Origin of the sequence: Exiguobacterium sp. s192, from assembly GCF_018618795.1 — a bacterium.
Lineage (GTDB): Bacteria > Bacillota > Bacilli > Exiguobacteriales > Exiguobacteriaceae > Exiguobacterium_A > Exiguobacterium_A undae.
Genome location: NZ_JACSMS010000002.1, coordinates 297,307 through 322,211, shown reverse-complemented (window position 1 = coordinate 322,211; position 24,905 = coordinate 297,307). Strand labels below are relative to the sequence as shown.

At 49.1% G+C, this 24,905-nt stretch carries 22 protein-coding genes; 12 read left to right on the top strand and 10 right to left on the bottom strand.

What is annotated here, in order from left to right; all coding sequences use genetic code 11:
• Positions 1-37 precede the first annotated feature (37 nt).
• Together KNP87_RS06555 and KNP87_RS06550 are read right to left on the bottom strand one after the other, a co-directional pair.
• Positions 38-592, bottom strand: a complete 555-nt coding sequence (locus KNP87_RS06555) for a YdcF family protein (RefSeq protein ID WP_251135471.1) — start codon at positions 590-592, stop codon at positions 38-40.
• Between the two features lie 218 nt (positions 593-810).
• Positions 811-1,632, bottom strand: coding sequence for an endonuclease I family protein (locus tag KNP87_RS06550; protein WP_026833491.1), 822 nt, complete (start codon positions 1,630-1,632; stop codon positions 811-813).
• Between the two features lie 332 nt (positions 1,633-1,964).
• On the opposite strand from KNP87_RS06550, the gene amyS reads away from it, so the two are divergent.
• A complete protein-coding gene (gene amyS, locus KNP87_RS06545; RefSeq protein WP_214721175.1) occupies positions 1,965-3,506 on the top strand; it encodes an alpha-amylase in 1,542 nt (513 codons plus the stop codon).
• A 73-nt stretch (positions 3,507-3,579) separates the two neighbouring features.
• On the opposite strand, the gene KNP87_RS06540 is transcribed toward amyS, so the two are convergent.
• Complete coding sequence (locus KNP87_RS06540) at positions 3,580-4,194, bottom strand: NAD(P)-dependent oxidoreductase (RefSeq protein ID WP_214721174.1); 615 nt, start codon at positions 4,192-4,194, stop codon at positions 3,580-3,582.
• Positions 4,195-4,446: 252 nt separating this feature from the next.
• Here KNP87_RS06540 and KNP87_RS06535 point away from each other — a divergent pair, with 252 nt between their 5' ends.
• From KNP87_RS06535 to KNP87_RS06495, 9 genes are all read left to right on the top strand, one after another.
• Positions 4,447-5,370, top strand: coding sequence for an AAA family ATPase (locus tag KNP87_RS06535; protein ID WP_026833494.1), 924 nt, complete (start codon positions 4,447-4,449; stop codon positions 5,368-5,370).
• 4 nt (positions 5,371-5,374) lie between these two features.
• Positions 5,375-6,442: a DUF58 domain-containing protein gene (locus KNP87_RS06530; protein ID WP_214721173.1), complete on the top strand. Its 1,068-nt coding sequence runs from the start codon at positions 5,375-5,377 to the stop codon at positions 6,440-6,442.
• Positions 6,443-6,467: 25 nt separating this feature from the next.
• Positions 6,468-7,334: an ABC transporter permease subunit gene (locus KNP87_RS06525; protein WP_214721172.1), complete on the top strand. Its 867-nt coding sequence runs from the start codon at positions 6,468-6,470 to the stop codon at positions 7,332-7,334.
• Positions 7,331-8,353 carry an ABC transporter permease subunit gene (locus KNP87_RS06520; RefSeq protein ID WP_214721171.1) on the top strand — a complete coding sequence of 341 codons (1,023 nt, stop codon included), beginning with the start codon at positions 7,331-7,333 and terminating at the stop codon, positions 8,351-8,353. Before KNP87_RS06525 ends, KNP87_RS06520 begins: the two co-directional genes overlap by 4 nt.
• Positions 8,354-8,361: 8 nt before the next feature.
• Positions 8,362-9,789 (top strand): FAD-binding oxidoreductase, encoded by a 1,428-nt coding sequence (locus KNP87_RS06515; RefSeq protein WP_214721170.1) that lies wholly within the window; start codon positions 8,362-8,364, stop codon positions 9,787-9,789.
• A gap of 10 nt (positions 9,790-9,799) precedes the next feature.
• Positions 9,800-10,351 carry an MFS transporter gene (locus tag KNP87_RS06510; protein WP_214721169.1) on the top strand — a complete coding sequence of 184 codons (552 nt, stop codon included), beginning with the start codon at positions 9,800-9,802 and terminating at the stop codon, positions 10,349-10,351.
• 59 nt (positions 10,352-10,410) lie between these two features.
• Positions 10,411-11,112 carry an ABC transporter ATP-binding protein gene (locus KNP87_RS06505; RefSeq protein WP_214721168.1) on the top strand — a complete coding sequence of 234 codons (702 nt, stop codon included), beginning with the start codon at positions 10,411-10,413 and terminating at the stop codon, positions 11,110-11,112.
• Positions 11,112-12,242 (top strand): ABC transporter permease, encoded by a 1,131-nt coding sequence (locus tag KNP87_RS06500; RefSeq protein ID WP_028106712.1) that lies wholly within the window; start codon positions 11,112-11,114, stop codon positions 12,240-12,242. The genes KNP87_RS06505 and KNP87_RS06500 overlap by 1 nt, the downstream gene beginning before the upstream one ends.
• Before the next feature lie 141 nt (positions 12,243-12,383).
• Entirely contained in the window at positions 12,384-13,562 is a 1,179-nt protein-coding gene (locus tag KNP87_RS06495) for an MFS transporter (RefSeq protein WP_214721167.1), read from the top strand.
• A 175-nt stretch (positions 13,563-13,737) separates the two neighbouring features.
• Here KNP87_RS06495 and KNP87_RS06490 read toward each other — a convergent pair whose 3' ends face one another.
• From KNP87_RS06490 to KNP87_RS06470, 5 genes are all read right to left on the bottom strand, one after another.
• Complete coding sequence (locus tag KNP87_RS06490; protein ID WP_251135470.1) at positions 13,738-14,874, bottom strand: MFS transporter; 1,137 nt, start codon at positions 14,872-14,874, stop codon at positions 13,738-13,740.
• A gap of 175 nt (positions 14,875-15,049) precedes the next feature.
• On the bottom strand, positions 15,050-17,638 hold the full coding sequence (locus KNP87_RS06485) for a HAMP domain-containing sensor histidine kinase (protein WP_214721166.1): 2,589 nt from the start codon (positions 17,636-17,638) through the stop codon (positions 15,050-15,052).
• A 232-nt stretch (positions 17,639-17,870) separates the two neighbouring features.
• Positions 17,871-18,320 carry a hypothetical protein gene (locus KNP87_RS06480; protein WP_214721165.1) on the bottom strand — a complete coding sequence of 150 codons (450 nt, stop codon included), beginning with the start codon at positions 18,318-18,320 and terminating at the stop codon, positions 17,871-17,873.
• Positions 18,321-18,481: 161 nt separating this feature from the next.
• Positions 18,482-18,898 (bottom strand): hypothetical protein, encoded by a 417-nt coding sequence (locus tag KNP87_RS06475; RefSeq protein WP_214721164.1) that lies wholly within the window; start codon positions 18,896-18,898, stop codon positions 18,482-18,484.
• Positions 18,898-21,015 carry a DNA topoisomerase III gene (locus tag KNP87_RS06470; RefSeq protein ID WP_214721163.1) on the bottom strand — a complete coding sequence of 706 codons (2,118 nt, stop codon included), beginning with the start codon at positions 21,013-21,015 and terminating at the stop codon, positions 18,898-18,900. Before KNP87_RS06470 ends, KNP87_RS06475 begins: the two co-directional genes overlap by 1 nt.
• 43 nt (positions 21,016-21,058) lie before the next feature.
• On the opposite strand from KNP87_RS06470, the gene KNP87_RS06465 reads away from it, so the two are divergent.
• Complete coding sequence (locus tag KNP87_RS06465) at positions 21,059-21,961, top strand: DMT family transporter (RefSeq protein ID WP_035414200.1); 903 nt, start codon at positions 21,059-21,061, stop codon at positions 21,959-21,961.
• Between the two features lie 47 nt (positions 21,962-22,008).
• Here the strand turns inward: KNP87_RS06465 and KNP87_RS06460 are convergent, their stop codons facing one another.
• Entirely contained in the window at positions 22,009-23,469 is a 1,461-nt protein-coding gene (locus KNP87_RS06460) for an MDR family MFS transporter (protein ID WP_119922524.1), read from the bottom strand.
• A 157-nt stretch (positions 23,470-23,626) separates the two neighbouring features.
• Here KNP87_RS06460 and KNP87_RS06455 point away from each other — a divergent pair, with 157 nt between their 5' ends.
• Positions 23,627-24,436, top strand: a complete 810-nt coding sequence (locus KNP87_RS06455; protein WP_035387651.1) for an SDR family NAD(P)-dependent oxidoreductase — start codon at positions 23,627-23,629, stop codon at positions 24,434-24,436.
• Positions 24,437-24,499: 63 nt separating this feature from the next.
• Here KNP87_RS06455 and KNP87_RS06450 read toward each other — a convergent pair whose 3' ends face one another.
• The gene (locus KNP87_RS06450; protein ID WP_026833509.1) at positions 24,500-24,877 is read right to left on the bottom strand and encodes a hypothetical protein; all 378 of its coding nucleotides are present in this window, start codon (positions 24,875-24,877) and stop codon (positions 24,500-24,502) included.
• Positions 24,878-24,905 lie beyond the last annotated feature (28 nt).

Here is a 24,905-nt window from a genome sequence, read left to right as displayed (position 1 = left end):
ACTGACACCTTCACAGTTCAACTGTGAAGGTGTTTTTTCACTGAAAATACTTCACGATGATCGCGACACGCTCGCGCATCCCGTAACGTAATACACCTGACAGCGGCGTCTCAGCCGGAATCGCATCGGTCGTCAAGTTCATCTGCTCGGCTTCCTTTCGTGCGCGATACAAATGAAAATCTGACGTGACGATTGAAACACGGGTTTCAGATTCCGGTAACAACCGTTTCGAAAATGTCAGGTTTTCCGTAGTTGACGTCGATTGATCTTCGAGTAACAAACGATTTTCGGAAATACCTGCTTCAATCATTCCCCGTCGCATCGCTTCGGCTTCAGAAATTGCCTCGCCCTTTCCTTGCCCGCCACTCAAAATGAAAGTCGTATCCGGAAACTGTTTGCCGTACCGGGCTGCCGCCTCAATCCGGTTGCTTAAAATCAATGACGGAGTCTCTCCTTTGACACCGGCTCCCAGCACGATGACATACGGATGTTTTCCATTTGCCAACGGCCGCTCTCCCTTAGCGACGAACAGACCCATGCTGAACCAAAACACGACCAGCATCGAGATGATGCCGAAACCAACTTTATACATACGCCTTACACGAAATTTCATACGATTCATCTTCTGCAACGTTCCCCTCAGTGCCGATCACTTTTTTGATCTTTCATCATTTTTTACACTTCTGTATATACGCCCGTTAACGAAAAAGGTTTCATCACTGATTTCTTTAAAGGAATCTTCATTTGGATGATCGACAAAAAAGACACATCCCATGAATATGGGATGTATCTTTTATTCATATCGTTGGTTCAATTTCCCCAAATTGACGTCACGTATTCCGGATGATCGATGAAGGGATTCCGGTTTTTTTGCCATTTCTCGAAGATGATATCGTTTCGTCTTTTTTCAATCGCATCGACTGGATCCAGCTTGTTCCATGCTTTTAACGTCGACAGTTTTCCATGAAGTGGATTTGTACCGTTGCTGACATTTTCTGATGCTTCCAAATCGATTTCGCCGCCGCCTTCATAACGGACCGCCATGTAGAAGATCATCCGCGCAATGTCGCCTTTGACACGTGTCGGAGGCTCCCATGAATCACCATCGCGGTAACAGTCACAACCGGCATACTTCGTTCCGCCGTTGTCAAAATCAAGATTTCCCCGTGCACTGTTGACGACAACATCTTCCGGACGAAGGTGGTGTAAGTCGGTTCCCGGTCCGTTACTTGTTCCGAAGTCCCCGTGCGATTTTGCCCAGACATGCTCCCGGTTCCATTGACCAACGTTCCCACCGTTATTACTTTTCGCAATCGATTTACCGGTATAGAGTTCAATGACGTTATTCGCATTGTTTGGATCCTGGTCTGTTTCCTTGAGGGCTGTCCAGACTGTATCATACGACACTTGTGTATGGTTATCGATGATGTCGTGCAACGATGCCTTTAATGCTGCTCCGGTTTTTCCTGACGCCGGTAAATAATAAGCATCGATCGTTGATTGTGACGTGACCATCTGTGGTCCGGCAACGATTTTGGTTGGTTCTGTTTTAGCAATGACTGGTGTAAACGAAATTGACCCAAGTGCCAGTGCCGCGACAAGCGCACCGCTGATTTTCGACTTCCAATTCATACTGTTTCCCCCTTGATCGCATATGTACGTGCTGGCGTTACATCCTCATTTTCACACCTCATTTCGGATCTGAGAAGCTGGACAAAAGACCTTTAAATTCACGGCCTTAAACTGAATCAAAATTCACTCTGATGTTCAAGAGTCAGAAGGTCCTGTTTTTTTCTCAATATCAGATCAATTTCGCAATCATTCTTCATCTGAAAAAATATTCTAGGGTCAAAAGTCACGAAAACAAGATGTTTGCAAATAAGCGCAGCGGTTGATACACCGGCGCCGTCTGGTTGATATACTAGATATGCAAACGCTTTCATAAACTCATAGGAGGTTCTTTCATGAAACAAAAACGCTTGATTGTCGCAACACTTGCGACAGCTACTTTTTTAGCGCCACTTGTGCAACCGATTGCAGTCGGCGCGACGGCGGACAATGGAACGATGATGCAGTATTTTGAATGGTACTTGCCAAACGACGGCAACCATTGGAACCGCTTGAGCAGTGATACGACGAAACTGGATCAGCTCGGGATCACCTCGGTCTGGATTCCGCCCGCTTACAAAGGAACGAGTCAAAATGATGTCGGGTACGGTGCGTATGATTTGTACGATCTCGGGGAATTTAATCAAAAAGGAACTGTCCGGACGAAATACGGAACGAAAGCACAGCTGAAATCGGCCATCAATCAACTGCATACGGCCGGGATTGATGTCTACGGTGATGTCGTCATGAACCATAAAGGCGGCGCTGATTTCACGGAATCGGTAACTGCTGTTGAAGTCAACGGCGGCAACCGCAATCAGGAAATTTCGGGAGATTATCAGATTCAAGCTTGGACCGGCTTTAATTTCGCCACACGTAACAATGCGTATTCGAACTTCAAGTGGAAATGGTATCACTTTGACGGGACAGACTGGGATCAGTCACGTTCCAAAAGCGCCATCTATAAGTTCCGAGGTACAGGAAAAGCCTGGGATACTGATGTATCCACGGAAAACGGGAATTATGATTACTTAATGTATGCTGATGTCGATTTTGATCATCCGGAAGTTCAGCAGGAAATGAAGAACTGGGGTAAATGGTACGTCAATGAGCTTGGTCTCGACGGATTCCGACTCGACGCCGTCAAACATATCAAACACGGTTATCTCGCGGACTGGCTTGCCAACGTCCGGCAAACAACCGGCAAACCGTTATTTACGGTAGCCGAATACTGGCAAAATGACCTCGGCACGCTGAAAAACTATCTCAGCCGGACGAACTATCAGCAGTCTGTCTTCGATGCCCCACTGCATTACAAGTTCGAACAGGCGAGTAAAGGTGGCGGGTATTATGACATGCGGACAATCTTTAATGGAACCGTCGTCCAAGACAATCCGACGCTTGCAGTCACACTTGTCGAAAACCATGATTCACAACCCGGCCAATCGCTCGAATCAACGGTCCAGCCTTGGTTCAAACCGCTCGCTTACGCAATGATCTTAACGCGTGAACAAGGGTATCCGTCGGTCTTTTACGGGGATTACTACGGGACAAAAGGTACTTCAACTCGGGAAATTCCAGCACTGGGCTCTAAAATCGATCCACTCTTAAAAGCCCGGAAAGACTTTGCCTATGGAAAACAAAACGATTATCTCGACAATGCCGATGTCATCGGTTGGACACGCGAAGGGGTAACGGATCGCGCAAAATCAGGTCTCGCGACCATCCTTTCCGATGGACCGGGCGGCAGCAAGTGGATGTACGTCGGAACACAAAACAAAGGTGAGGTTTGGACAGATATCACCGGCAACAACTCCACATCTGTCACGATCAACCAAGACGGTTACGGTCAGTTCTTCGTCAATGGCGGATCCGTCTCCGTTTACCGGCAACAGTAATGACCTAATTATAACAGCATGATAAAAGCCGATTTTCAGGGACCATAATGAGGTCCATGAAAATCGGCTATTCTTATTCCGCGAGTCCAATGCTCCCCCGGACATGTTCGTCCTGCTCGATTGCTTCGAGTAAAAAGTGAGCGACATCGGCACGATTGATTTGTTTCGCTTGTTCCGGTACACCGGTATCGGCTTGCCGGTACAGTCCGGTCAACGGACCGTTCATGAGACGCAGCGGTCGTGCCACCGTATAGGCGACATCCGCCTGTTTCAACAGTTCGATGGCCTGACGATGATCCTTTAACGGGTTCTTCAGGATTTGCTGGGCCAGTAAGCCTTGGGCACCCGGAAGTTCCTGATCAACTCCCGCCGAAGCGACATACCCGATTCGTTCGACGCCATTGATCTTCATCGCATTGATGATCCGCAGAAGACTGCGTTCTAAAAATCCGCTGTACGCCAGACTTTCGGTTCCGAGGGCCGTCACTACTGCGTCTTGTTCCTGCATGGCTTGATTCACCGCTTCTTGGTTAAGTACGTCCCCTTCTATAATCTGCAGTTTCTCGTCCGTCAACTCGAGTTTATCTGGATTACGGACAAAAGCCGTCACGGTATGTCCATGGGCGATTGCCTGTTTGACTAATTCTTGTCCCGTTTGACCGGTTGCTCCGAAAATAATCAGCTTCATCAAAAATTCCTCCTCTGGCGTATTCTCTAATTCATGTACCCTTCCCTTTCTATCGTTAATCGTGTTAGCTTTTTCATATTTTCAGAAAATGGTTCCTTCTCAATTTCAATTTGTGCTAAAATTCAGTTAATAACAATGGATATTTTTTCCTTATCCTGCTCTTTTTATGGAGATTCTTCACCATAATGCGCTTCAAATCTTCCAAAAATGACTGTCATTCGAATTCAAATTAACTGATACGGAGGGATTTTTATGAAACTGCAACAACTGAAAGATCAATTAAATACGATTTATCTTGGAAAAGCTGATGTCATCGATTTGTGTCTGACAGCGTTAATCGCAGAAGGCCATATCTTGCTCGAAGATGTACCCGGAACAGGGAAAACAATGCTCGCTAAAGCACTCGCCAACAGTTTTGACAGTGCCTTCTCCCGGATTCAGTTCACGGCCGATCTCCTGCCGTCAGACGTCATCGGTTCTGACTTCTTTAACCTGAAGACGCAAGAGTTTGAGAACAAACGGGGACCCCTCTTTGCCAACGTCGTCTTGATTGATGAAATCAATCGGGCTGTTCCCCGGACGCAGTCCGCGTTACTCGAAGCGATGGAAGAGCGTCAAGTTTCGATCGGCGGCACGACGTATCAGATGCCGGCCCCGTTTTTTGTCATCGCGACACAAAATCCGATTGAATCCGCCGGCACATTCCCGCTGCCCGACGCTCAGCTCGACCGGTTCATGGTAGCGATTGAAGTCGGCTATCCGGATCTTGAGCATGAACGCCAATTATTGATTGAAGTGTTGGCGAACGTCCGGAAACAAGCCGTCGGAATCGCGACGGGCGGTGACTTGATTACTTGGCAGGAAGCAGCACGACGGGTCCACGCTTCACAGGACGTCCTCGATTATCTGCTTGCAATCGTTCAGGCGACCCGTCATCATGCTTTGGTCGAAGTCGGCGTCAGTCCCCGTGGTGCGATTGCGTTACTGCGGGCTTCTCAAAGTTACGCCTTCCTCAACGGACGTGACTTCATCATTCCGGAAGACATCAAATACCTGGCTAAACATGTCTTGTCCCACCGCTTGACGCTTACACTCGAAGGCGGTATCAAAACGACGAAAGCCGATCTTTTGGTGCATTTGCTCGACGACATACCTGTTCCGGTCGAAATGGGGTGACACGATGCAGATTGAACGTTCTGTCCCATTTTGGCTCGAATCGCGGTTGTTCTCCGTTTATATCATTCTGACATTCGTCTTCTTGTTCATACCGGGATTATCGTTACTCGGTTTCGGCTTCGCATCGCTTGCGACGGTTCATTACGTCGTCGGTCGGACGGAAAAACAATTGATGACGACCATTGCCTTGGAATGGAAACATTATGAGCCGCTCATGTTCAATCATGAGTCGACGACGTTACGGTTGCAGTTGTTTGGTCTTGAGGCTCTCCAAAAACTGGGTCTCAAGACGACGCTTCGTCTGCATACCGACGAGGGGCTGGTCTTTCCGGACATGGATCCGCTTCATCCCCATACGTATCATGCCGTCATCGGGACGCATGAGCAACTGGATATTCCGATCCGGACGACACGCCGGGGACCGTCCGCATTTGACGAAATCACCTTGACGATCAAACTGCCCTGGCGGATGGGTGTCTACTTGTTTACCTTTGATGCCTTTCCCCGATTCACGGTTCTTCCCTCGTTGACGGCACAAGCGACACCGCTCTTGTTGCACCGTCTTCGGATCGGAGAACGTGCCGATCGGTACTCCCCGCTGAAAAATAAACTGGTGCAGCTCGGGGCAAAACCTTATACAGCTGAACCGTCAAAAGAAATTGATTGGTATGCGACGGCGAAAACCGGACGACTGCAGGCAAAGGTTTTTGAAACGAGCAACCAAGATACGTTCACACTTGCTTTGAATCTTTCCGGACCAAGCGGTTACGGACTGCATATGAACTTCGAGACTTTCATCGATCAGACGGCGTTTCTGGCCAGTGAACTGATCAAAGAAGGCTGCAAGATCGAACTGTTCTTAAATCGTCTGGATGCGAATAACCAGATGACCCATCTGAAACTAAAGGAAGGACAACCCCAACTTAAACAAATCCTGCTGACGCTGTCGACACTGTCGACGCGGGACGACTATATCGCGACCGGTCAATTCGAACGGTATGTCATGCGTCGGAAAAACCGCAACAGCCAGTTGATTCAAATTGGTAATGACAACATTCAAGCCATCGGGTAAACCGGTGGCGTACAGGAGGGAAAACATGCAATCATTTGTCATCCGCAAGACCATCCAACTCATTATGGCTCTACTCGTCTTGCTCGGTGTCAGTGCCTTACCCGGTCTGATCGTCCAGATGCGACCGGACTTTTCCAACTACTTCAAGACGGTCGAACAGCAACTCAAGCTGCTGACGACGTGGGACACCCTCACTTATTATAATGCGACGGCCGCGGAAAACAGATTGTTGTTTCCGGATCTCGAACCATTTATACAGGAAACGCTTCTAATCTTCAACAGTGCCTTGATCTGCTCGGCAGTCGCGGCTTTACTGTATGCCTTTTTGTTTTATCAAGCCGGCCCTAAGATTCGTTCGCTCTTGACGCAAGTGACACGGACGCTGGAAATGGTTCCAGATCTGTTTTGGGTCATCTTTTCACAGTGTATCGTCATCATTTTATTTAAGACGACCGGATTCAACCGAATTGAAATCGCCGGTGGTGCTGACGATCACGTCCGTTTTTTACCCATTTTGACGTTATCGTTGACGACGGTCTTTTTCTTCATCAAGTGGTTGACCGGACGGATTCAGGAAGAACAGGGAGCAAGTTACCTCGAACTCGCCCGTGCCAAGGGTATCCAATCGACCCGTCAGTTTTGGCAACATTTGCTGCCGAACCTGTTTTACCGGTTTTATCTGTTTTTCCGGACGAATATCATTACGATTCTATCAAGCCTTGTCGTCATCGAATATACCTTTAACGTTCAGGGGATGTTCCGGTTCATTTTGATCAATCAAGATTTTTCGATTCTGCTTGTTTTACTGCTCTTGATTTATGTTCCCTTTTTCATTTTTGATACTGTTGTGGAACTTTGTATTCCCCGCTCGTGGAAAGGAGGAATTTCATGAGACGTGTCTTGATACGCGATCCACTCTTCTGGATTGGTTTGCTCCTGTTCGCTGCGTTGATGACGCTCAGTGTCGGCAATACACTTTTTCGGGATGGTCAAGTCGATCAAATCACGAATCTTTATTCGGCCGATGGAACCCTGCTTGCGACCTCTCCACTCGAACCGTCGAGTGAGCACTGGCTTGGAACGGATCGTGCCGGGAATGATTTGTTGCAATTGCTGATTGAGGGTGCCAAGTGGACGATCGGCGTTTGTTTCACGGTCGCCTTTGTCCGGATTGCTCTCGCCTTGTTGATTGGTGTTCCGCTTGCTTTTCGCGGAAAACGCCTCTACACCGGTCTGCGACTCCTGTTGGACGGCTTTTTGATCATCCCGATCTCCTTGCTTGCGTTGTTTATTTTATTGCCTGCTTTATTGTTGACCGATCCGGCCTTGATTCCGTCCATGTCGTCCCGGGCCTTGCTCGAAGTAAGCGTCCTGACGTTACTCGGTTTACCCGCCCTGTTGCTTTACTTAATCAGTGAAACCCGACAGTTGCTCGCGCAAGAGTTCATGCTCGTTGCCCGGACGCTCGGCGGAAGTCCATTTTACCAATTCCGGACACACATCTGGCCGCATTTGTTGCCGACGTTGACGATCGTCTTCATGCAACAATTCGTCCAGACTTTGATGGTTTTGATTCACATTTCCTTGTTTGGTGTCTTCTTTGGTGGATCCCTTCTTTTATTTGGTGACAGGGTCGCGCCGACCATTTTCGAATGGGCGTCCCAGTTCGGTTATTATTTCCTGCAATTCACAGCGCTCTCCTGGATCAATCACATGTTCCTGGTCCCAGCCATCGCGTTAGCCTTGCTTGTGTTCTTCGCCAACCTATTGACGAGTCGGCTGGAACGCGCGTACCGCTTGCGCCGGCAACAATTGGTCCATGCTCCCATGCAGGAACTTGCCGAGGCCGAAGCAGCAGCGACGCAACTGTCTGATCCATTTGAACCTGTCTGCATCTCGACGAAACCTTAGGAGGCTGTATGAAACGAATCATCATTTTTCCCGTCATAGTTCTATATATGGCGGCTTTTTCTTGGTCGGTCTGGCAGTATCAACATCCAAAACTGATCAGCTCGGACCAGTCCAAACTCTTACCGACCCGAATCAAACAAGTCCGTTCCGCTCAATCGCCGGATGAACTGACGGACTGGATACGGCAGGCAAAACGGAATCACGAAACGATTTCGATTGCCGGACTTCAACACAGCCAAGGCGGACATACTTACTTGGCCGACGCGACGGTCCTTGATATGACGAACTATGACATGATTTTGGACTATGCTCCAAAACAGCGGCGAATCACCGCACAAAGCGGTGTCACCTGGGCCGAGATTCAACAACGGATTCAGCCGGACGGACTTGCAATCCAAGTCATGCAGTCGCAAAACATCTTCACAGTCGGAGGAGCGCTCAGCGTTAATGTCCACGGACGGGATATCCGCTACGGTTCGTTGCTCGACACGGTCGAATCGTTTCGTCTGCTGAACGCCGACGGTCATATCGTCAACGTCAGCCGGACGGAGCATCCGGATTTATTCCGGTTGGTCCCAGGAGGATATGGTCTGTTTGGTGTCATATTGGATGTCACCTTCAAACTGACCGAAGACGAATGGTATACGGAGCAGACCATCGCGTTGGATTACCGTGAGTATCCAACCTATTTTCAACAACGCGTGCTCGATGATGCAGATGTCAGGATGCACATCGGACGGATTTCTGTTGCACCGGACGGCTTTTTCAAAGAGATGTATGTAACGAATTACCGCAAAACTGACCGGACGATCCCGATTGAAGACGAAACGCTCAAGCAGGAAACCATCATCGCTTTACCGAAGGCCTTGCTTGGTCTCTCCCGTTACAGCGAATTCGGGAAAAATCAATTATGGTCGTTCCAGAAATCCTATTTCCTGAAACAAAGCGGTACGTTTCAATCCCGTAACAACGTCATGCGCTCCGATAGTGCCTTTATGGACTATACGAGTCCCAGTCGAACCGAACTGTTGCAGGAATACTTTATTCCGGTCGAATCTTTTGTTCCGTACATCGATCAGCTCCGGTCGATTTTGACGACGGAGGAACTGAATGTTTTAAACATCACGATCCGCTACGTTGAACGGGATGAATCGGCTGTGCTGTCCTATGCGAAACAAGATATGTTCGCCCTGGTCTGGCTGATCAACACGGAGACCGATGCCGCTTCCATCCGGCAGACGAAACGAATCGTCCAAAAATTGATTGATGCGACACTTGATCATCACGGCAGTTATTACCTGCCGTATTATCCGTTTGCGACACGCGCCCAGTTTCAACAGGCGTATCCGAAAGCTGCTTCCTTCCAAGCAGCGAAACAGCAGTATGATCCGGAAGCGATTTTCATGAACCAGTTTTATATTGACTATTTCAAGTGAGGCGACGATGATGCACTATCCTCTTTTTATCCGCATTCAAAGTATGATTTTAATGAGCAGCAGCGTCATTTTTCCTTTTTATCTGCTGCTGGTCCGTCAAATTGGCGACTCCTATGCCCAGTTCGGTCTTGCTTACGGACTCTTCACCTTAACTTCCGCCTTCGCCTATCTCGGAATCGGTCGCCTCAGTGACCGGTTTGGCGACCGCTTTCTGCTGATGATCCATACGTTTGGCATGGCATTGATTTTGTTATACGTTCCGATCGTGACGGAAATCAGTCACGTCTACCTGATTCAAATCATCATGGGGGTGCTGGGTGCTCTTCAAAAAAACACTGAAAAAACCGTTCTTGCCCGACAAGACATGGCTCCGACGACCATCGGACGTACCGTTGGTCACTATCATTTTAAGACGTCACTTTGGTCTGCTTTTGGTATCATCGCGGCAGGTTACCTGATTGATTTCCTGACAATCGGAAGTCTGTTTTACCTCATTTCCGCCTGTTATTTTTATGTCACCTTGCGTTTATGGTTCAGTCGGCCAACATCCTTAAAAAAATGACATGATAGTCACCGACCGGTCTTGAATCGGGTATAGGAAAAGAGAAGGGATGTGACGATATGATTGATGTAACGGATTATTCCCAACAGTTCGGAAAAATCAAGGTCCTGACAGATGTACAGTTTACGATCGGGCGCGGGGAAATCGTCGGCTTGATCGGACCAAGCGGGTCGGGAAAAACGACTTTGATCAAGTCCTTGATCGGGCTTCAGCAACCGACGAAAGGGACAGTGACCGTCCTCGGTGCAAAACAACCTTCATTGGAACAGGCGGAACAGATCGGCTATATGGCTCAAGCCGATGCTTTATACGAAGACTTGACGGCGCGCGGCAACCTCCGTTACTTCGGAAAGCTGTATGGTCTGAAAAAAGCCCGGCTTCGAGCACGGATCGAGACGGTGCTCCAGTTCGTTGATTTAAAGAACGATACCGACCGCCCGATCCATCAATTTTCAGGCGGCATGAAACGGCGGCTCAGCCTTGCCATCGCTTTGATTCATGAACCCAGTTTACTGTTGCTCGATGAACCGACGGTCGGAATTGACCCCGCTCTCAAAAAAACATTTTGGCACGAATTCGAACAATTACGCCGGTCGGGTGTGACCATCCTTGTCACGACACACGTCATGGACGAAGCCGAACGGTGTGACCGGTTGTTGTTGATTCAGCATGGTCGTCTGATTGATGCCGGAACCCCCGCCGAACTGGTGCAGCGCTTCGGCTCCATCGACGAAGCATTTATCCAAAAGGAGCGAGCCTGATGCAAACACTTACGGTAGCTGAACGTGTCATCTCCCAAATTTTTCGGGACAAACGAACGATTGCGATGATGTTCCTTGCTCCGTTATTTGTCCTCTTTTTGCTGTCGACGATTCTCGGCTCAAGTTCCGACGACGTGACGATCGGAACGGTTGATGTACCGTCTGCCTTCGCAGACACATTAGCTTCCAAAACCGAGACAGCGTCTTTTAAAACAGAAGCCGAGGGCATGGACGCACTCAATGATCAACGGATTGAAGCCTTGATCACTTATCAGAACGGTCAACCGGAGATCTTGATAGAAGGTGGCGATGTCTCGAAAAATGCCGCAGCACTCCAAGTCATTCAAGAAACGTTGATCACGATTCAGGGACAACAGGCGACCGCGACGAATACCAAACTTTCGGAGACCGTCAAGCAGTTGCAACAACGACTCACCGCGTTGACGAACCAGACGTTCGACGCTCCGTCCCCTGTCGTGCCTCCGAGCGCCAAACCGGACATCCAGTTTTTGTACGGTAGTCCGGATGCGGAATTGTTTGATCAAATCGCGCCTGCCTTGATGGGGTTCTTCATCTTCTTGTTTGTTTTTATCATTGCCGGTGTCAGCTTTTTGCGGGAACGGTCCAGCGGGACACTTGAACGAACGCTTGCGACTCCCCTTAAACGGTCGAGCATCGTCTTCGGTTATTTCGTCGGATTTTTCTTGTTCGTGACGATTCAGACGATCCTCATTCAATTGTTTATCGTCAACGTTCTGGACGTGACGCAGGAAGGAAACTATTTCCTGCTCTTGTTCGTGAATCTTTTGACGGCCAGCGTTGCCTTATCACTCGGTTTACTGTTGTCGAGTTTTTCCCGGACGGAATTTCAACTGATTCAGTTCATCCCGCTCGCCATCGTTCCACAGATTTTTTTCAGTGGACTTTTTGATCTGACCGATGCTCCGACTTGGGTGGAAGTCATCAATCGTTTGATGCCGTTGACCTACGCGGCAGACGCCTTGCAAAACATCATGATTCGAGGCGCCGGTTTCACGGACATTTGGATGGATTTAATCGTTTTGACCGGTTTCATGACTCTGTTCGTTTTGCTCAATATGCGGGCGTTGAAAAAACAACGACCGGTCTAAAACCCCGAGAGCATCAATGATAACGTTGACAATCCATTATTTTCCTTATACAATCAAAAAAAACGAAATGAGGGCGACCGATGTAAATCCATCTATTAATCCATCCACCAACTAAATACGAACGATGTGGAGGTTTTTTAGATGAACCGATTTACAACTTTACTGGTCAGCCAGTGGGTAGCGAATGCGGGAGATGCGCTCTACATCGTCGCGCTCATCGCTACCCTTTACCAACAAACGGGTCAAGCCAGTACAGCTGCCTTGTTTCCGATTGCCGTGACCGCAGGCATGACCATGAGCGGATTTTTCTTTGCTTCTCTTGCACGACGCTTTCGACATGCCTCCTTGCTGTTGTTCAGCCAACTGATTAAAACCATCACACTGGGACTGATCGTCTTTCTTGATCTTCCCCTTGCTTCTCTTCTCGTGTGCGTCGTTTGGATTGCGTTCCTCGATGGTTTTGCACGTCCCATCGAGAGCGCCTTCCTGCCCCGTATCACCGATGATTTACAAAAAGCCAACAGTTTGGTCCAAGGAACCAATCAAGTCGTCCAACTCGTGATGTGGCCGCTTGGAGCCATTTTCGTCAGTGTTGGTTCGCCTCATCTTGTTTTGATGATTTCCTTCGGCTTGTTTATCGGAGCGACCCTTTGGACAACGTTGTTTCATCATCAAGTGCGGCATCTGGCTGATCCGGTCGAAGATTCGGACGAATCGCCGACTTTCCAATCGAGTTTTCGGTATACCCGCACGCATCCGGCGGCCCGTCTCAATACGGCGTTACTCGGCATCGATGCGTTTGCGAGCACTGCCTGGATTTCAGCGTTGTTTCTTGTTTATATCGATACGCACCTCGCACTGTCCGGCAGTTGGTGGGGCATTCTCAATGCCTTTTACCTGCTGAGCATGATCGGCGGCAGTTACTGTATGCTCCGTCGCACGAAACGGACACCCTTGTTGATGAGCAGTGTCCTATTATCGATTGGCGCGACCGTTCTTTTCGCCTCGGCGCCGCATGTCGTGTTTGCCATCGTTGCCTGTATCGTACAAGGGGCAGCCAGTCAATTACGGGCCATTGACATGAATACCCGGTTACAGGAAGCTACACCCATCGCCCGGTTACCTTACGTGTACAGCATGCAGCAAACCGTCTATACCCTCAGTTTTTGTCTTGGCAGTTTACTGTTTGGTCTGCTGGCGGACCGCTTGAATATCGAAATCGTGTACTGGATTGCCGCTGTCATCGCGCTGTTGATGCTTCCTTCGGCACGGCGGCTTCAACAATCCGTCCCCGCCTCCGCGGAACGCCACGTTTCGTAATCGACCCATGTTTTGAAAACGATTCATGAACATGAGGCTGACTTAAACGTCAATCTCGACACAGATGAGGGTGGCAGATTATAAGTCTGCCACCCTCATCTCGTAAAAAAAGAATTACTCGCTACACGCAACTCTTACAGGAAAAATTAATCTTCCTAAAAGTTGAATGGGATTATCAACCCCTTATCCGCAAGACAAACATCATTCCGAGTCCCAGCAACAAACCGGTCAGACCGAGGTAAAAGTACGCCCCGTTTAAGCCGATCGTCTGGCTGATATGTCCGAAACCGAGTCCTGCCGCCATCGTCGCGAGACTCTCGACGAACGAGACCACCGAACTGCCGGTCGCCCGACGTCCATCCGGCAAACAGTCTTGCAACAACGTCGTCAAAACAGGTTCCGACCATCCATAGATCAAAAAAATACCGATTAGCAGCAATACCGACCAACGGCCTTCGATCACGGCGAGCAGAATGATTCCACTCATATACAACAGCAACAAATAACACAGAACCGTATACGGACGTGTTGGTTTCGGCAACAGATTACCCATTCCCTGAGCCGTCATCAAGCTGATCAGAATGATACCAAACCATGAAACGGCAATCCCCTGATCCCGGACATACAGTTGCCAAAACTCATCTAAAAAGGTGATCGTCGTACCAAACATGACGGTGAACAAGACAATCCGGACAAACGCCGGGATTTTCAAGAGACGATTCCATCCACTGTCATTCGTTCGTTCGGTCGCCGGCCGTGCACTGTGTGTGTCCGACAAAAGACAACTCGCCAGTACCGCACAGACCAAAAAACCGAAGGAAAGATAATAATGGGTAATCAAATCAAACGATTGTGCGAGCCACGCTCCCAGCAGAGCGGCCCCGCCTGCCGTCCCGAGACCAACCGCGTTCATTCGCCCGACCGTCTGCTCAAACCGATCACTTGCCCCCGTCTGTTGCATCGACTCGTACAACAACGCGTCTTCCGTCCCGCTGATGGCAGCTGTTCCGATTCCCGCCAGCACCATTGCGAATAAAAAGGACGACAGACTAAAGGCATGCAGCAGAACAAGAAACGAGAGGCACTCAAACGACGTACCGATGATCATGCCCATCTTACGACCAAACCGGTCAACTATCAGACCAAATGGAATTTCCAACACGACCAGTGTCAACGCAAAAACGATTTCCGCGTAGATGACATCTTGAATCGTCATTCCGCGTTGCTCCCAAAACAACCGCTCGATAACATAGGCTGGAATGCAAGCTGTTGCAAAACGAATCAAGTAAAGAATCCGGATATTTCGACGCAACCGGACTTAGCAAGGAGGACGGACAGGGTTCATTTAAAACAGCTCCTTTTCTGAATAGAGTGAGTGATTTCTTATCAATCATTTTCCCGTTTCCATCGCCTTACAATCCACTTTCGTTGTCCAAAACAAAAGACAGTGGGCTCCGGGGAACCCACTGTCTTTGCTGTACACCTCATTATTTACGTTTTCGAAGATGGTCGTTTGATGACAAAGGTGCCTCCACGATTTCTTCAAGCGATACCTCTGCTTGAACGAATGGCAGTTCGACTGTAAAGACCGAACCCTTTCCTTCCGTCGATTCCACATGGATCAATCCTTCGTGCGCCCGGACGATTTCTTGACAAATCGCCAGACCAAGACCGGTCCCGCCGATTTTCCGGCTGTCGGAGTTATCGACCCGATAAAACTTACCAAACAGCTCCGGTAACGCCTGACGCGGAATACCGATCCCTTCATCCGAAACCGTGACCCGTAACCGATCGTCTAATTCCTCAAGTCGTAACTCCACCTGTCCGCCGTCCGGTGAATACTTGATGGCGTTATTGATCAGGTTTCCAAACAGTTGCCGCATCTTCGCTTCGTCCGCTTCAACCTGTCGTACTGGTGCATCGCCCGTCTCGAGACTCAATTGGTGACGCTTCGCAGAACCGGCTTGGAATTCGGCTACTTCTTGGATCAAGTTCGCCAGGTCAAGCTCCTTGAAATGATACTGCTGTTGACTCGATTCCATCCGCTGAACATCGAGGAAATCATTCACGAGACTCGTCAGACGTTGTGTCTCGGTATGAATCGTCGTCAAGTAGCGTTGTTGTCGAGCCGCCGGCAAATCTTTCGCCAACATCAATTCCGTGTAGCCAAAGATGGAGGCGAGTGGTGTCCGCAGTTCATGGGAGACCGTCGATACGAATTCCGACTTCATCCGATCGATTCCCGTCTCAATCGTCACATCGCGTAAGACGAGCATCGTTCCGCGGAATCGTCCGCCGTAATCGATGCCTTCCGCATAGACATGAACAAACCGTTCTTCTTTATTCAGAGATAATGACAATCCTTCCGTCGGGATCTCGTGACTGCATACGCGGTCCATATAATCCAAGAACGCTTCATGTTGGTCGACTTGAACGGCCAACTCTTCGATCTTGACATCCAGCGTCATCAAACCGTCATCGTTGAACTGATCATGTGCCGGATGGTGGAACAACGCCAACAATGGTTTATTGGCAAAGATTTTTCCGCCTTCGATGTAGATGACGGCTTCCCGGATCGAGTGCAACAGTTTCGACGTTTTTTCACGTTCCCGTTCGATTTCATCAAATACCCGCATCCGCAGAAGCGACAATGCCAATTGACGTGAGAACGACCAAATTTCTTCCGTCTGATCGTCATTAAACTGATCACGGTAACGAACAAGATAAATGCTTGCAATCATCGTATTTGTCGCCGGATCCATGACCGGGACGACCGTTTCATACATGCTGTATGGATACGGAAGCGGATGATCGCTCGTAACCTGTTTCGTCGACCGGACAGCCCGTTTGTGCATGCGCGCCCGCTCGAGCAAGGACATCGAGGACGTCAAGAGTTTACGTTCCTGATCAACAGTCATCCCGTAAGAGACGATATCCGTATAGCGGTCTTCCTCAAGGAAGACGATTGCCCCCAATTCGGCATCCGTGATTGTAATCAACTTCTCGATGATCGCCGGATAGGCCGTCAATGTTTCGCGTGACGCGAGAGTTTCCGTCAGTTCGTTCCGGTAACGCAAATGGGTTTCATTCCGTAACGTGATATCAAGGGCTTCTTCCAGCTCTTCTTGTTGGGTTTGCAACTCTTCTTGTTGCGCGACCAATTCTTCCTGCTGAATTTGCAGTTCGTCGTTACTGGAGACAAGTTGCATTTTTTGGGTGGAAATCGCCGCCGCCATTTGATTAAACGTCGTCGTCAATTCCCCGATTTCATCTCGTTCGTTCACGACAGGAATTGGTGTAGCGTCTTCCCCTTTGGCCAATCGACTGCTTTCGCGGTTCAGTTGGCGCAACTGTCCCGTCAACTTCGACACGAACGGGCGAACAAGTAAGGCAATGATGAGTAACAGCACTGCTAAATTGATGAAGCCCAGCACCTGTGACGCATTCACTTGTTTTCCGAGTTTGTCTTGTGCCGCCAACTCTTGTTGATTTAATGAGTTCCGATAACCTGTAAAGACCGTTTCCATGTCGACGATGCTCGAGCTCATATCAGCCGCACTTTTCGTCTTGATGTTGAATTTCCGGTCCGGATCCAGTTGCGGTGCCTGTGTCACTTTTCCAAGCGTCGCCATCTGCAGGAACGGTTCGGTGACGTCACCGTCTTTTTTAGCCGCAACATAGTTCGTCAAGCTGGGCATGACGCGTTCTGTATAGGCACTATAAAGCGCCCGGGCATCCGTTGCGTATTGTTCTTCTTCTTTAAAACGCGCATTTTTTTCGAACCACGTTGTCTGGCGATTGATGGCGTCTTTTTTCCGTTCGATTTCTTCAAGCATCTCCTCATCACCTAGCAGGACGAATCCACGCATTTCGTATTGAAGACTCTGCCAGGATTCGTATAAGTTCGTCGCTCGTGTGCGATGATCATTCAACGTCAACAGTTCCTGACGCGAATCCTGCACTTGATTTTTCGTATAAAAGTAAACACCAGCTGAGGTCAGCACGAGTGTCAGAATAATCATATAGAAGGCGAACATAATTTGGCGTCCAATCGTACGATTAAGCCATGATTTCATCTATTGATCCCCTCTATCGTGTCATTGATACACAATTTTTTCGTTTCTAAACTCTATCTTAAAGGTTTTTTATTGAATTCCACTAAATATGCTCAAAAAAGACCGCTTTTCATCTAACTTTAATCTAAACGGTTGTATGTTACAAACAGATGTCGGAAAAGCGGGGTTTTACTCTTCTAATGAACGGATTTCATACAAAAAGTCCACTCCGATGAACGGAATGAACAATGAGTTAAAAATTCGAATGATTGGAATTTTGATGATCTGCCTGATGCTGATCGATATGCATCTGATGATGATCGTGTGCGCTCGAATGACGGCGAACCGGCTGTTCGTCCGCTAATGGATCGCCTTCAAGCAGACCCAACCGTGCATATTGCGTCAGAATGTCTTGTTTTGTTGTTCCTTCGATTAGATCCGTCTGTTGAATCAGCGCCAAAATTCCTTTTGCGAGACGAACCGGTTCCAAATTCGTCTTTTCAACCGGAAATACCGACAAGGAACGGATGTATGTCAAATAGTCTTGGGCACCCGATTCCGATGGTGTTACGAGTTGTGACGCATGATGCCGGAGTGATGTCGTGATTCCGTTCGTCGAAATTCCTTTTGAGGCCGATGAAATCAATGAAATCACGATAACGGAAAGCATCAGAACAAAAAAGATGACCATGAAAACCGGCATTCCGGCAAAAAAAACCATCCCCGCCTTCTTCGAATGTCATGTCGTCGATTTCCGACAGCGATGCAAGGGTACGGATTCCAAATTCTCTCATTCAAGTTCCCTCCTGTTTGATTTGATTAACTTACTTACGCAAATCAAACAGCCCAGGTTCCGGTATCAAATCAATTTTCCAGTAACACTTCCGCATTAAACCAATCTTCCACAAACAACGAACCGTTCGGCACATCAATCTGATAGGAATAAAGGACAACAAAATCACCGTCTGTCATCATCGGCAACGTCAGTTCACGCAAAACCGCTTTGACTTCCTCGGTCATCTCGGCTTCGTATCGGACAAATCCATCCTCCCGGGTTTCCTGTTCCGTCAAATACGGCATCAATAAGGTTTTACCAAACGATTGTGGATCATCAATGACTTCTGCTGTCACACCAAATAACTCTTCCGCCTCCAAAATCAACTCGTCCGCCGGTCCGACCGTCACTTCGTTTGGAAACCAGACGGTCAAGCGTGTCCCTTCCTTCAAAAAACGTTCAAACATCGGGATAAATGTTTGGTTCTCCATCAAATCGTAATGCATCAGGCTTCTCCCTTCACGAATTCAAATTTTAGCTGGTTTTGTTCGAGGTATAACATCGCCCGGAACGTCCGTCCGTTCTTTTTCATGTCCAGTGGTTTCGTTTTTTCGTGTGCCAACACCTTTTTCAGTTCTGCTTGCGTCAGGCGGGCACCGAGAATTGTTTTCGGTAACGTAAAACCACAGTTCTTTTTCTGATAGGCACTGCAGCCGTAGAATTTTCCGCGATCGAGTAATTCCGCCTGACAGACCGGACAGATCCCAACAGGACGGTTTGTCGCGCCCCGTGCCCGCTTCGCCGGCACTTGCGTCGGATCGACTTCGAGTTGTTCGACACGTGTTTTGGCATCTTCGACGAGATGTTGTGACAACTTTTTAGCCTGTTCGACGAACTGCGCTGCCGAGGCCTCACCTTTCCCGATTTGGTCGAGCCGGCTTTCCCATTTTGCGGTCATCTCCGGCGAGGCAAGGATACTTCCGCTGACGGCTTCAATTAAAATTCGTCCCTTCGCCGTCGGGTGAATTTCTTTTTTCTTGACCTGAATGTACTCACGTCGCTTCAGCCCATCAATGATGCCGGCTCGGGTCGCCTCCGTTCCCAGCCCCTCGATTTCCTTCATGATTGCTTGCAGTTCATTTTCGAGGACCTTCCCGGCCGTTTTCATGCCGAGAATCAACGTTCCTTCGGTATACCGTTTAGGTGGTTCCGTTTGTTTCTCAAGCAACTTCGCACTTTTAATCGGCACCTGTTGTCCGATTTCGACCGCCGGTAAATCCAGTTCCTTCGCTTCGATTTGCAGCACACGTTTGAATCCGAGTTCCAGCGACCGGCTGCCTTTCGTGATGAACCGGTCCTGCTCCCGCTGCGTAACGATCTCCGTTTTCTCGGAACGGGCATCCGGGGCAAAGGCGGCTAGAAAACGGCGAACGATCAAATCATAGACCTGCGCATCACGGCCCGACAATTTAGCGACTGCTCCGGCTTCTTCCGTCGGAATGATTGCATAGTGGTCACTGACTTTCGCCGAGTTGACATACCGTTTATTTGTCGCCGGATTTTTGGTCAGGACGTCGGTCAGTTCCGCATACTCCGGTTGTTTGAGAAGACGTTTTAAAATCGACGGAAACTGGCTGGCTTCGTCTTTTGAGACAAACGATGAGTCCGTCCGGGGATAACTGATCCAGCCTCGGATATAGAGTTTTTGGGCAATATCCAGCGTTTCTTTTGCCCCTAGCCCAAAGCGTCGACTCGCTTCCGTCTGTAATAAAGACAGACTGAACCAAAACGGCGGCTTTTCGACCTGTTCCGTTTTCTCGACTGTGGCAATGATGCCTGTTCCCTTCGTCCGGGCTGCAATCGCCTCTGCCAGTTCACGGTCTGTAATCTTCGTCTGTTTTTTCGCATTGATGTACTTGCCTTTATATCGCGTGAAATCCGCTTCGACTTCAAAAAATGTTTCCGGTCGGAAGTTTTCAATCTGTTTTTCACGTTCGACGATCAAGGATAACGTCGGGGTCTGGACCCGTCCTAACGAAAAGACATCGGCAATTCCTTTTTTCTTGAGCAAGGTCGTATAGGCACGCGAGGCGTTCATCCCGATCAGCCAGTCGGCACAGGCCCGGCTCATCGCTTCATGAAACAGATTTTCTGTTTCTTTTCCATCCAACAGATTGGCAAATCCATGGTCGACGGCTTGCGGAGTCAGACTCGATATCCAGAGTCGTTGGAGTGGCTTGGCATTATTCGCAAGGCGAAGAATCAGCCGGACAATTGCCTCTCCCTCTCGCTCGGCATCCGATGCTATAATGATGGAAGTTGTCGTCCGCTCATTTAACAATTTCTTGATCACTTGGAATGCCTTGCTTTTCCCACGCGACAGGCGGTAATCAAACCGTTCGGGAATGATCGGAAGATGGTCATAGTTCCACCGTTTCCACTTGGCATCATAATGCGCCGGTTCCTGCAGTTCACATAAATGTCCGACCGCGTACGCCAGTTTGGCACCCGCCGGAAAACGATCGCACGGCTTAATTTCAATGTATCCGTCCCGCTTGACCGATGGATATGGCGCTGCGAGTTTTTCAGCTTGTTTTGGTTTTTCCGCAATGATTAATTGCATCGTTTCACCCTCATTTCCTTACTTCAGACACGCGGAGGTTCACATGCCCTATTTCACTTTATTCATGGCGCTCTTTTTTATCTCGACATCTGCAATTTTTGTTAAATGGGCCGAAACCCCGATTGAAGCCGTTGCTTTTTTCCGGATGCTGTTTTCAACGTTGCTGTTGCTCCCGTTGATCCACTTAAAAGAATTGCTCAGCCTCAGTTCGACAACAATTCGCCATATGATTTTGAGCGGCATTCTGTTAGCCGGTCACTTCTGGCTGTGGTTTCTGTCTCTTGATTATACGACAGTTGCCAGCTCGACGCTCTTCGTAACGGCAAGTCCGATTTTTGTCTTGATCGGAAACGCCGTCTTCTTTAAACAACATCCGTCCAAAAAGGCGCTCTTTTTTGTTGGTGTCGCCCTCCTTGGTGGCGGGCTCGTTGCTTACGGTGACATCGCGGTAGGTCCGCGTGCCTTAATCGGCGACGGACTGGCGTTGCTGGCAACGATTCTTGTCGCCGGTTACTGGTTGCTCGGTCAACATGTCCGGACGAGCGTTTCGACGAATACCTATTCATTTGGTGTGTACGCCGTTTCCTCCGTCGTCCTGTTGCTGTTTTCACTCATCCAATCGGTCAACCTCGTCGCTGCGTTTCAAGTCGACTGGCGTATCTATGTTCTACTCGCAGTGTTCCCGACATTGCTCGGTCATAACTTGTTCAATTGGGCCTTGTCCCGTGTCAGTGCCAGCATCGTCAGCATCACGATTCTTGGTGAAGCCGTCTGGGGAATGATTTTTGGTTACTTCTTGTTCCAGGAATCGTTGACGTGGATCCAGATTGCCGGAGCCACACTGTTACTGGTCGGGATTGGTCTGTTTCTCCGACGCAATGAACGTGACATACGGGAACAATTCGCTCAACAAAATGCCGCCACGACGTCCGAATCCGAACGTTAACGCCAACTGGATGCCCTTGATTCAAAGGGCATCCAGCTTGGTGTTTTTTAGTTGGTCGGATCTTCCGGACGCACTTTCGGCAGACGAAACGTCATCAAAAAGGCGAGCACGGCACAGACTAATCCTCCGATAAAGACGAGATGTAACCCGTTTGCCAGCGCCTGTTCGGCTGCCGACTGGACTTCCGTTCCGTAACGTCCTGCTGTATCCGACTGGAAAAACGGATCGATTGTATACGCGGACAGCAACGGCGAATCACTGAAGGCTTGAATGATCGAAACGTTAAACAACGTGCCGAAAATCGCAACACCAAGCGTCTGTCCTGTTGTGCTTAAAAAAGAATTGACGGCGGTTGCGGATCCCCGGAGTGACCAGTCGACGGATGTCTGAAGCACGACCATGAAAACAGGTTGAGCGAGACCAAAGCCGATTCCGATCAAGGAGACGGCCAGGTAGATGAAGACATCACTCGACGCCCGGTCAATGAAGGTCAAGATGATCATGCCGACAACGAGCAATCCCATTCCGGTCATCGTCCGGTAACGCGGCGAAGCAATCCCGATCGTCCGGCCGCCGATGATCGCAGTAATCGTCCAGAACAACGACAACGGCATCAGCATGAATCCGGCTTCGGTCGGACTTTTCCCGAGTACGCCCTGTGCAAAAATCGGAATGTAGGCGGACATCGAAACGAGGACCCAGGCGGAAAAGAAGACGGCCAGATTAATGACGAGAATGACCGGATGACGAATCACGGCCGGCGGAAGCAAGGGATCCGCCGCTTTCTTTTCAACCCGGTAAAACCAGAACAGCAACCCGGCGCTGACACCAAAACTGATCAAGATGACCGGACGCAAAAACGTCTCGGACTCACTGCCCGACAATAAGGCATACAGCAACGCACTCATTCCGACGGCAAATAAGACGGCTCCCCGGTAATCAATTTTTCGGGTCGTGGCTTTAACGGTTTCCTTGTAATACACGACGATCATGATAAACGAAATCAAGGCAAACGGAACATTGAGTAAAAAGATGTAGCGCCACGATAACGTTTCGACTAAAAATCCGCCGACGAGTGGTCCCGCCACACCGGAAATTCCCCAGACCGCACTGAGGACACCTTGGATTTTCCCGCGCTCTTCGTATGTATAAAGATCTCCGATGATGGTCATTGCAATCGGTAAAACCGCTCCGGCACCAATGCCTTGGACGGCACGGAAGATGATCAAGGATTCCATCGTCTGAGCAAGCCCGCAGGCCAACGAGGCGAGTGTAAATACGCCGATTCCGAACAACAAGACACGTTTGCGTCCATACAGATCGGCCATCTTGCCGTAAATCGGGGTCGAAACCGCCATGAACAGCAGGAATCCTGCAAAAATCCAGCTGACGAGTTTGGCCCCATTCAATTCACTGGCCATGACCGGTGTTGCCGTCGCGACGATTGTTCCCTCAATCGCGGCTAAAAATGTGGCTAATAATAAGGCAATCGTGACGTTTTTTCTCACGCTGTTCAACTCGCTTTCTGTGGATGTTCCATCGTCTTAATCATACCGATGATCACCCGACTTCCAAAAGGAGATGCTTACGGAGCAGGAATCAGGGGAACAATAGGGAATGATAAGCAATAAAGATTGATTTACCAACCGAATGGAGGATTTTATTATGTTACGAAAAACTGCTTTGATCACAGGTGCTTCCGGAGGAATCGGTCTTGATTTAGCCGTCCTCGCAGCACGCGATGGTTTTGATTGTGTCCTGATCGCCCGCAACGAGAAGAAACTCACTGAACTGAAACACGTTCTTGAAAAACGTTATCAAATTAAAGCATACACGTTTGCTGCTGACCTGTCGCAGGCGGACAGCGTCTCCCGTGTCATCGATTATCTCGACGAACATGAACTGACAGTCGATCTGCTGTTCAACAACGCGGGCTTTGCCACGTCGGGACGTTTTGCGGAAATCGATCCGTCGGAAGACATCAACTCGATTCACGTCAACGTCGTCGCTCTGACGGATCTGACGAAACGGTTGGTTCCGGGGATGATCGACCGTGGATTTGGTCGTATCCTCAACGTCGCTTCGGTCGCCGCCTTTATGCCGGGTCCGTACATGAGCGTCTATTATGCAACAAAGGCGTACGTCTTGTCGTTCTCGGAAGCGCTGGCGTCAGAACTCGACGGATCCGGTGTCACGGTCACGTGTCTCTGTCCGGGACCAACGGATACGAATTTCTTTGACCGGGCTAAAATCACGTTACCGTTCAAAAGTATGCCGTCACATCTCGTCGCATTCGCCGGCTACCGCGGCACATTAAAAGGAAAACGGGTCGTCGTGCCGGGTGCAAGTAACCGTGCCATGGTGACCGTCGCAAAATTTCTGCCACGCCGTCTCTTGACGGAAGTGACGGGCCGCATTCAAAATCCGGATCAGCAACAAGAGACGCCGGAAGAGGAATTCAGCTTCTCCAACTGATCTGTCAGACAAGAAAAGACGTTCGTCGCGTCCCTGCTGGGAATCGACGGACGTCTTTTTGGATTAGTGCGTCTGATTCGGACGATGAATATGATCCGTCCACCATTTTTGAAGCGTTCGCGGCAATGCGGTATACCGATACACATACCGGAACGTGACCAGCGCCGTCACCATCGTCATATAGCCGGTCGAGAGAATCAATAACCAGGCAACGATTGATAAAAATAAATCGGTCTCAAAAAACAAATGTCCGATCAGTCCCCCTTCGACTGATGTGATCATCATCGCGGCTGGAAAAATGGCGGCTGCCAGTAAATAAAAGCCGGCATACCGCCCCCTGACCGTTCGCTTCAGCAATAAGATACTTCCAAATAACAGACCAAACGCTGCAATAAGTACTAACAACAACAGATACGTTATGGATAGCGCTGAACCAATCATGATACTTCACTCCAGTCTCATGGGATTA

Excerpts from the sequence above, each read along its gene's own strand:
- KNP87_RS06505 (WP_214721168.1), top strand. The coding sequence starts at position 10,411 with ATGATTGATGTAACGGATTATTCCCAACAGTTCGGAAAAATCAAGGTC.
- KNP87_RS06550 (WP_026833491.1), bottom strand. The coding sequence starts at position 1,632 with ATGAATTGGAAGTCGAAAATCAGCGGTGCGCTTGTCGCGGCACTGGCA.
- KNP87_RS06480 (WP_214721165.1), bottom strand. The coding sequence starts at position 18,320 with ATGCCGGTTTTCATGGTCATCTTTTTTGTTCTGATGCTTTCCGTTATC.
- KNP87_RS06450 (WP_026833509.1), bottom strand. The coding sequence starts at position 24,877 with ATGATTGGTTCAGCGCTATCCATAACGTATCTGTTGTTGTTAGTACTT.
- KNP87_RS06475 (WP_214721164.1), bottom strand. The coding sequence starts at position 18,898 with ATGCATTACGATTTGATGGAGAACCAAACATTTATCCCGATGTTTGAA.
- KNP87_RS06515 (WP_214721170.1), top strand. The coding sequence starts at position 8,362 with ATGAAACGAATCATCATTTTTCCCGTCATAGTTCTATATATGGCGGCT.
- KNP87_RS06485 (WP_214721166.1), bottom strand. The coding sequence starts at position 17,638 with ATGAAATCATGGCTTAATCGTACGATTGGACGCCAAATTATGTTCGCC.
- KNP87_RS06465 (WP_035414200.1), top strand. The coding sequence starts at position 21,059 with ATGCCCTATTTCACTTTATTCATGGCGCTCTTTTTTATCTCGACATCT.
- amyS (WP_214721175.1), top strand. The coding sequence starts at position 1,965 with ATGAAACAAAAACGCTTGATTGTCGCAACACTTGCGACAGCTACTTTT.
- KNP87_RS06535 (WP_026833494.1), top strand. The coding sequence starts at position 4,447 with ATGAAACTGCAACAACTGAAAGATCAATTAAATACGATTTATCTTGGA.
- KNP87_RS06520 (WP_214721171.1), top strand. The coding sequence starts at position 7,331 with ATGAGACGTGTCTTGATACGCGATCCACTCTTCTGGATTGGTTTGCTC.
- KNP87_RS06525 (WP_214721172.1), top strand. The coding sequence starts at position 6,468 with ATGCAATCATTTGTCATCCGCAAGACCATCCAACTCATTATGGCTCTA.
- KNP87_RS06510 (WP_214721169.1), top strand. The coding sequence starts at position 9,800 with ATGCACTATCCTCTTTTTATCCGCATTCAAAGTATGATTTTAATGAGC.
- KNP87_RS06470 (WP_214721163.1), bottom strand. The coding sequence starts at position 21,015 with ATGCAATTAATCATTGCGGAAAAACCAAAACAAGCTGAAAAACTCGCA.
- KNP87_RS06500 (WP_028106712.1), top strand. The coding sequence starts at position 11,112 with ATGCAAACACTTACGGTAGCTGAACGTGTCATCTCCCAAATTTTTCGG.
- KNP87_RS06540 (WP_214721174.1), bottom strand. The coding sequence starts at position 4,194 with ATGAAGCTGATTATTTTCGGAGCAACCGGTCAAACGGGACAAGAATTA.
- KNP87_RS06555 (WP_251135471.1), bottom strand. The coding sequence starts at position 592 with ATGTATAAAGTTGGTTTCGGCATCATCTCGATGCTGGTCGTGTTTTGG.
- KNP87_RS06530 (WP_214721173.1), top strand. The coding sequence starts at position 5,375 with ATGCAGATTGAACGTTCTGTCCCATTTTGGCTCGAATCGCGGTTGTTC.
- KNP87_RS06455 (WP_035387651.1), top strand. The coding sequence starts at position 23,627 with ATGTTACGAAAAACTGCTTTGATCACAGGTGCTTCCGGAGGAATCGGT.
- KNP87_RS06495 (WP_214721167.1), top strand. The coding sequence starts at position 12,384 with ATGAACCGATTTACAACTTTACTGGTCAGCCAGTGGGTAGCGAATGCG.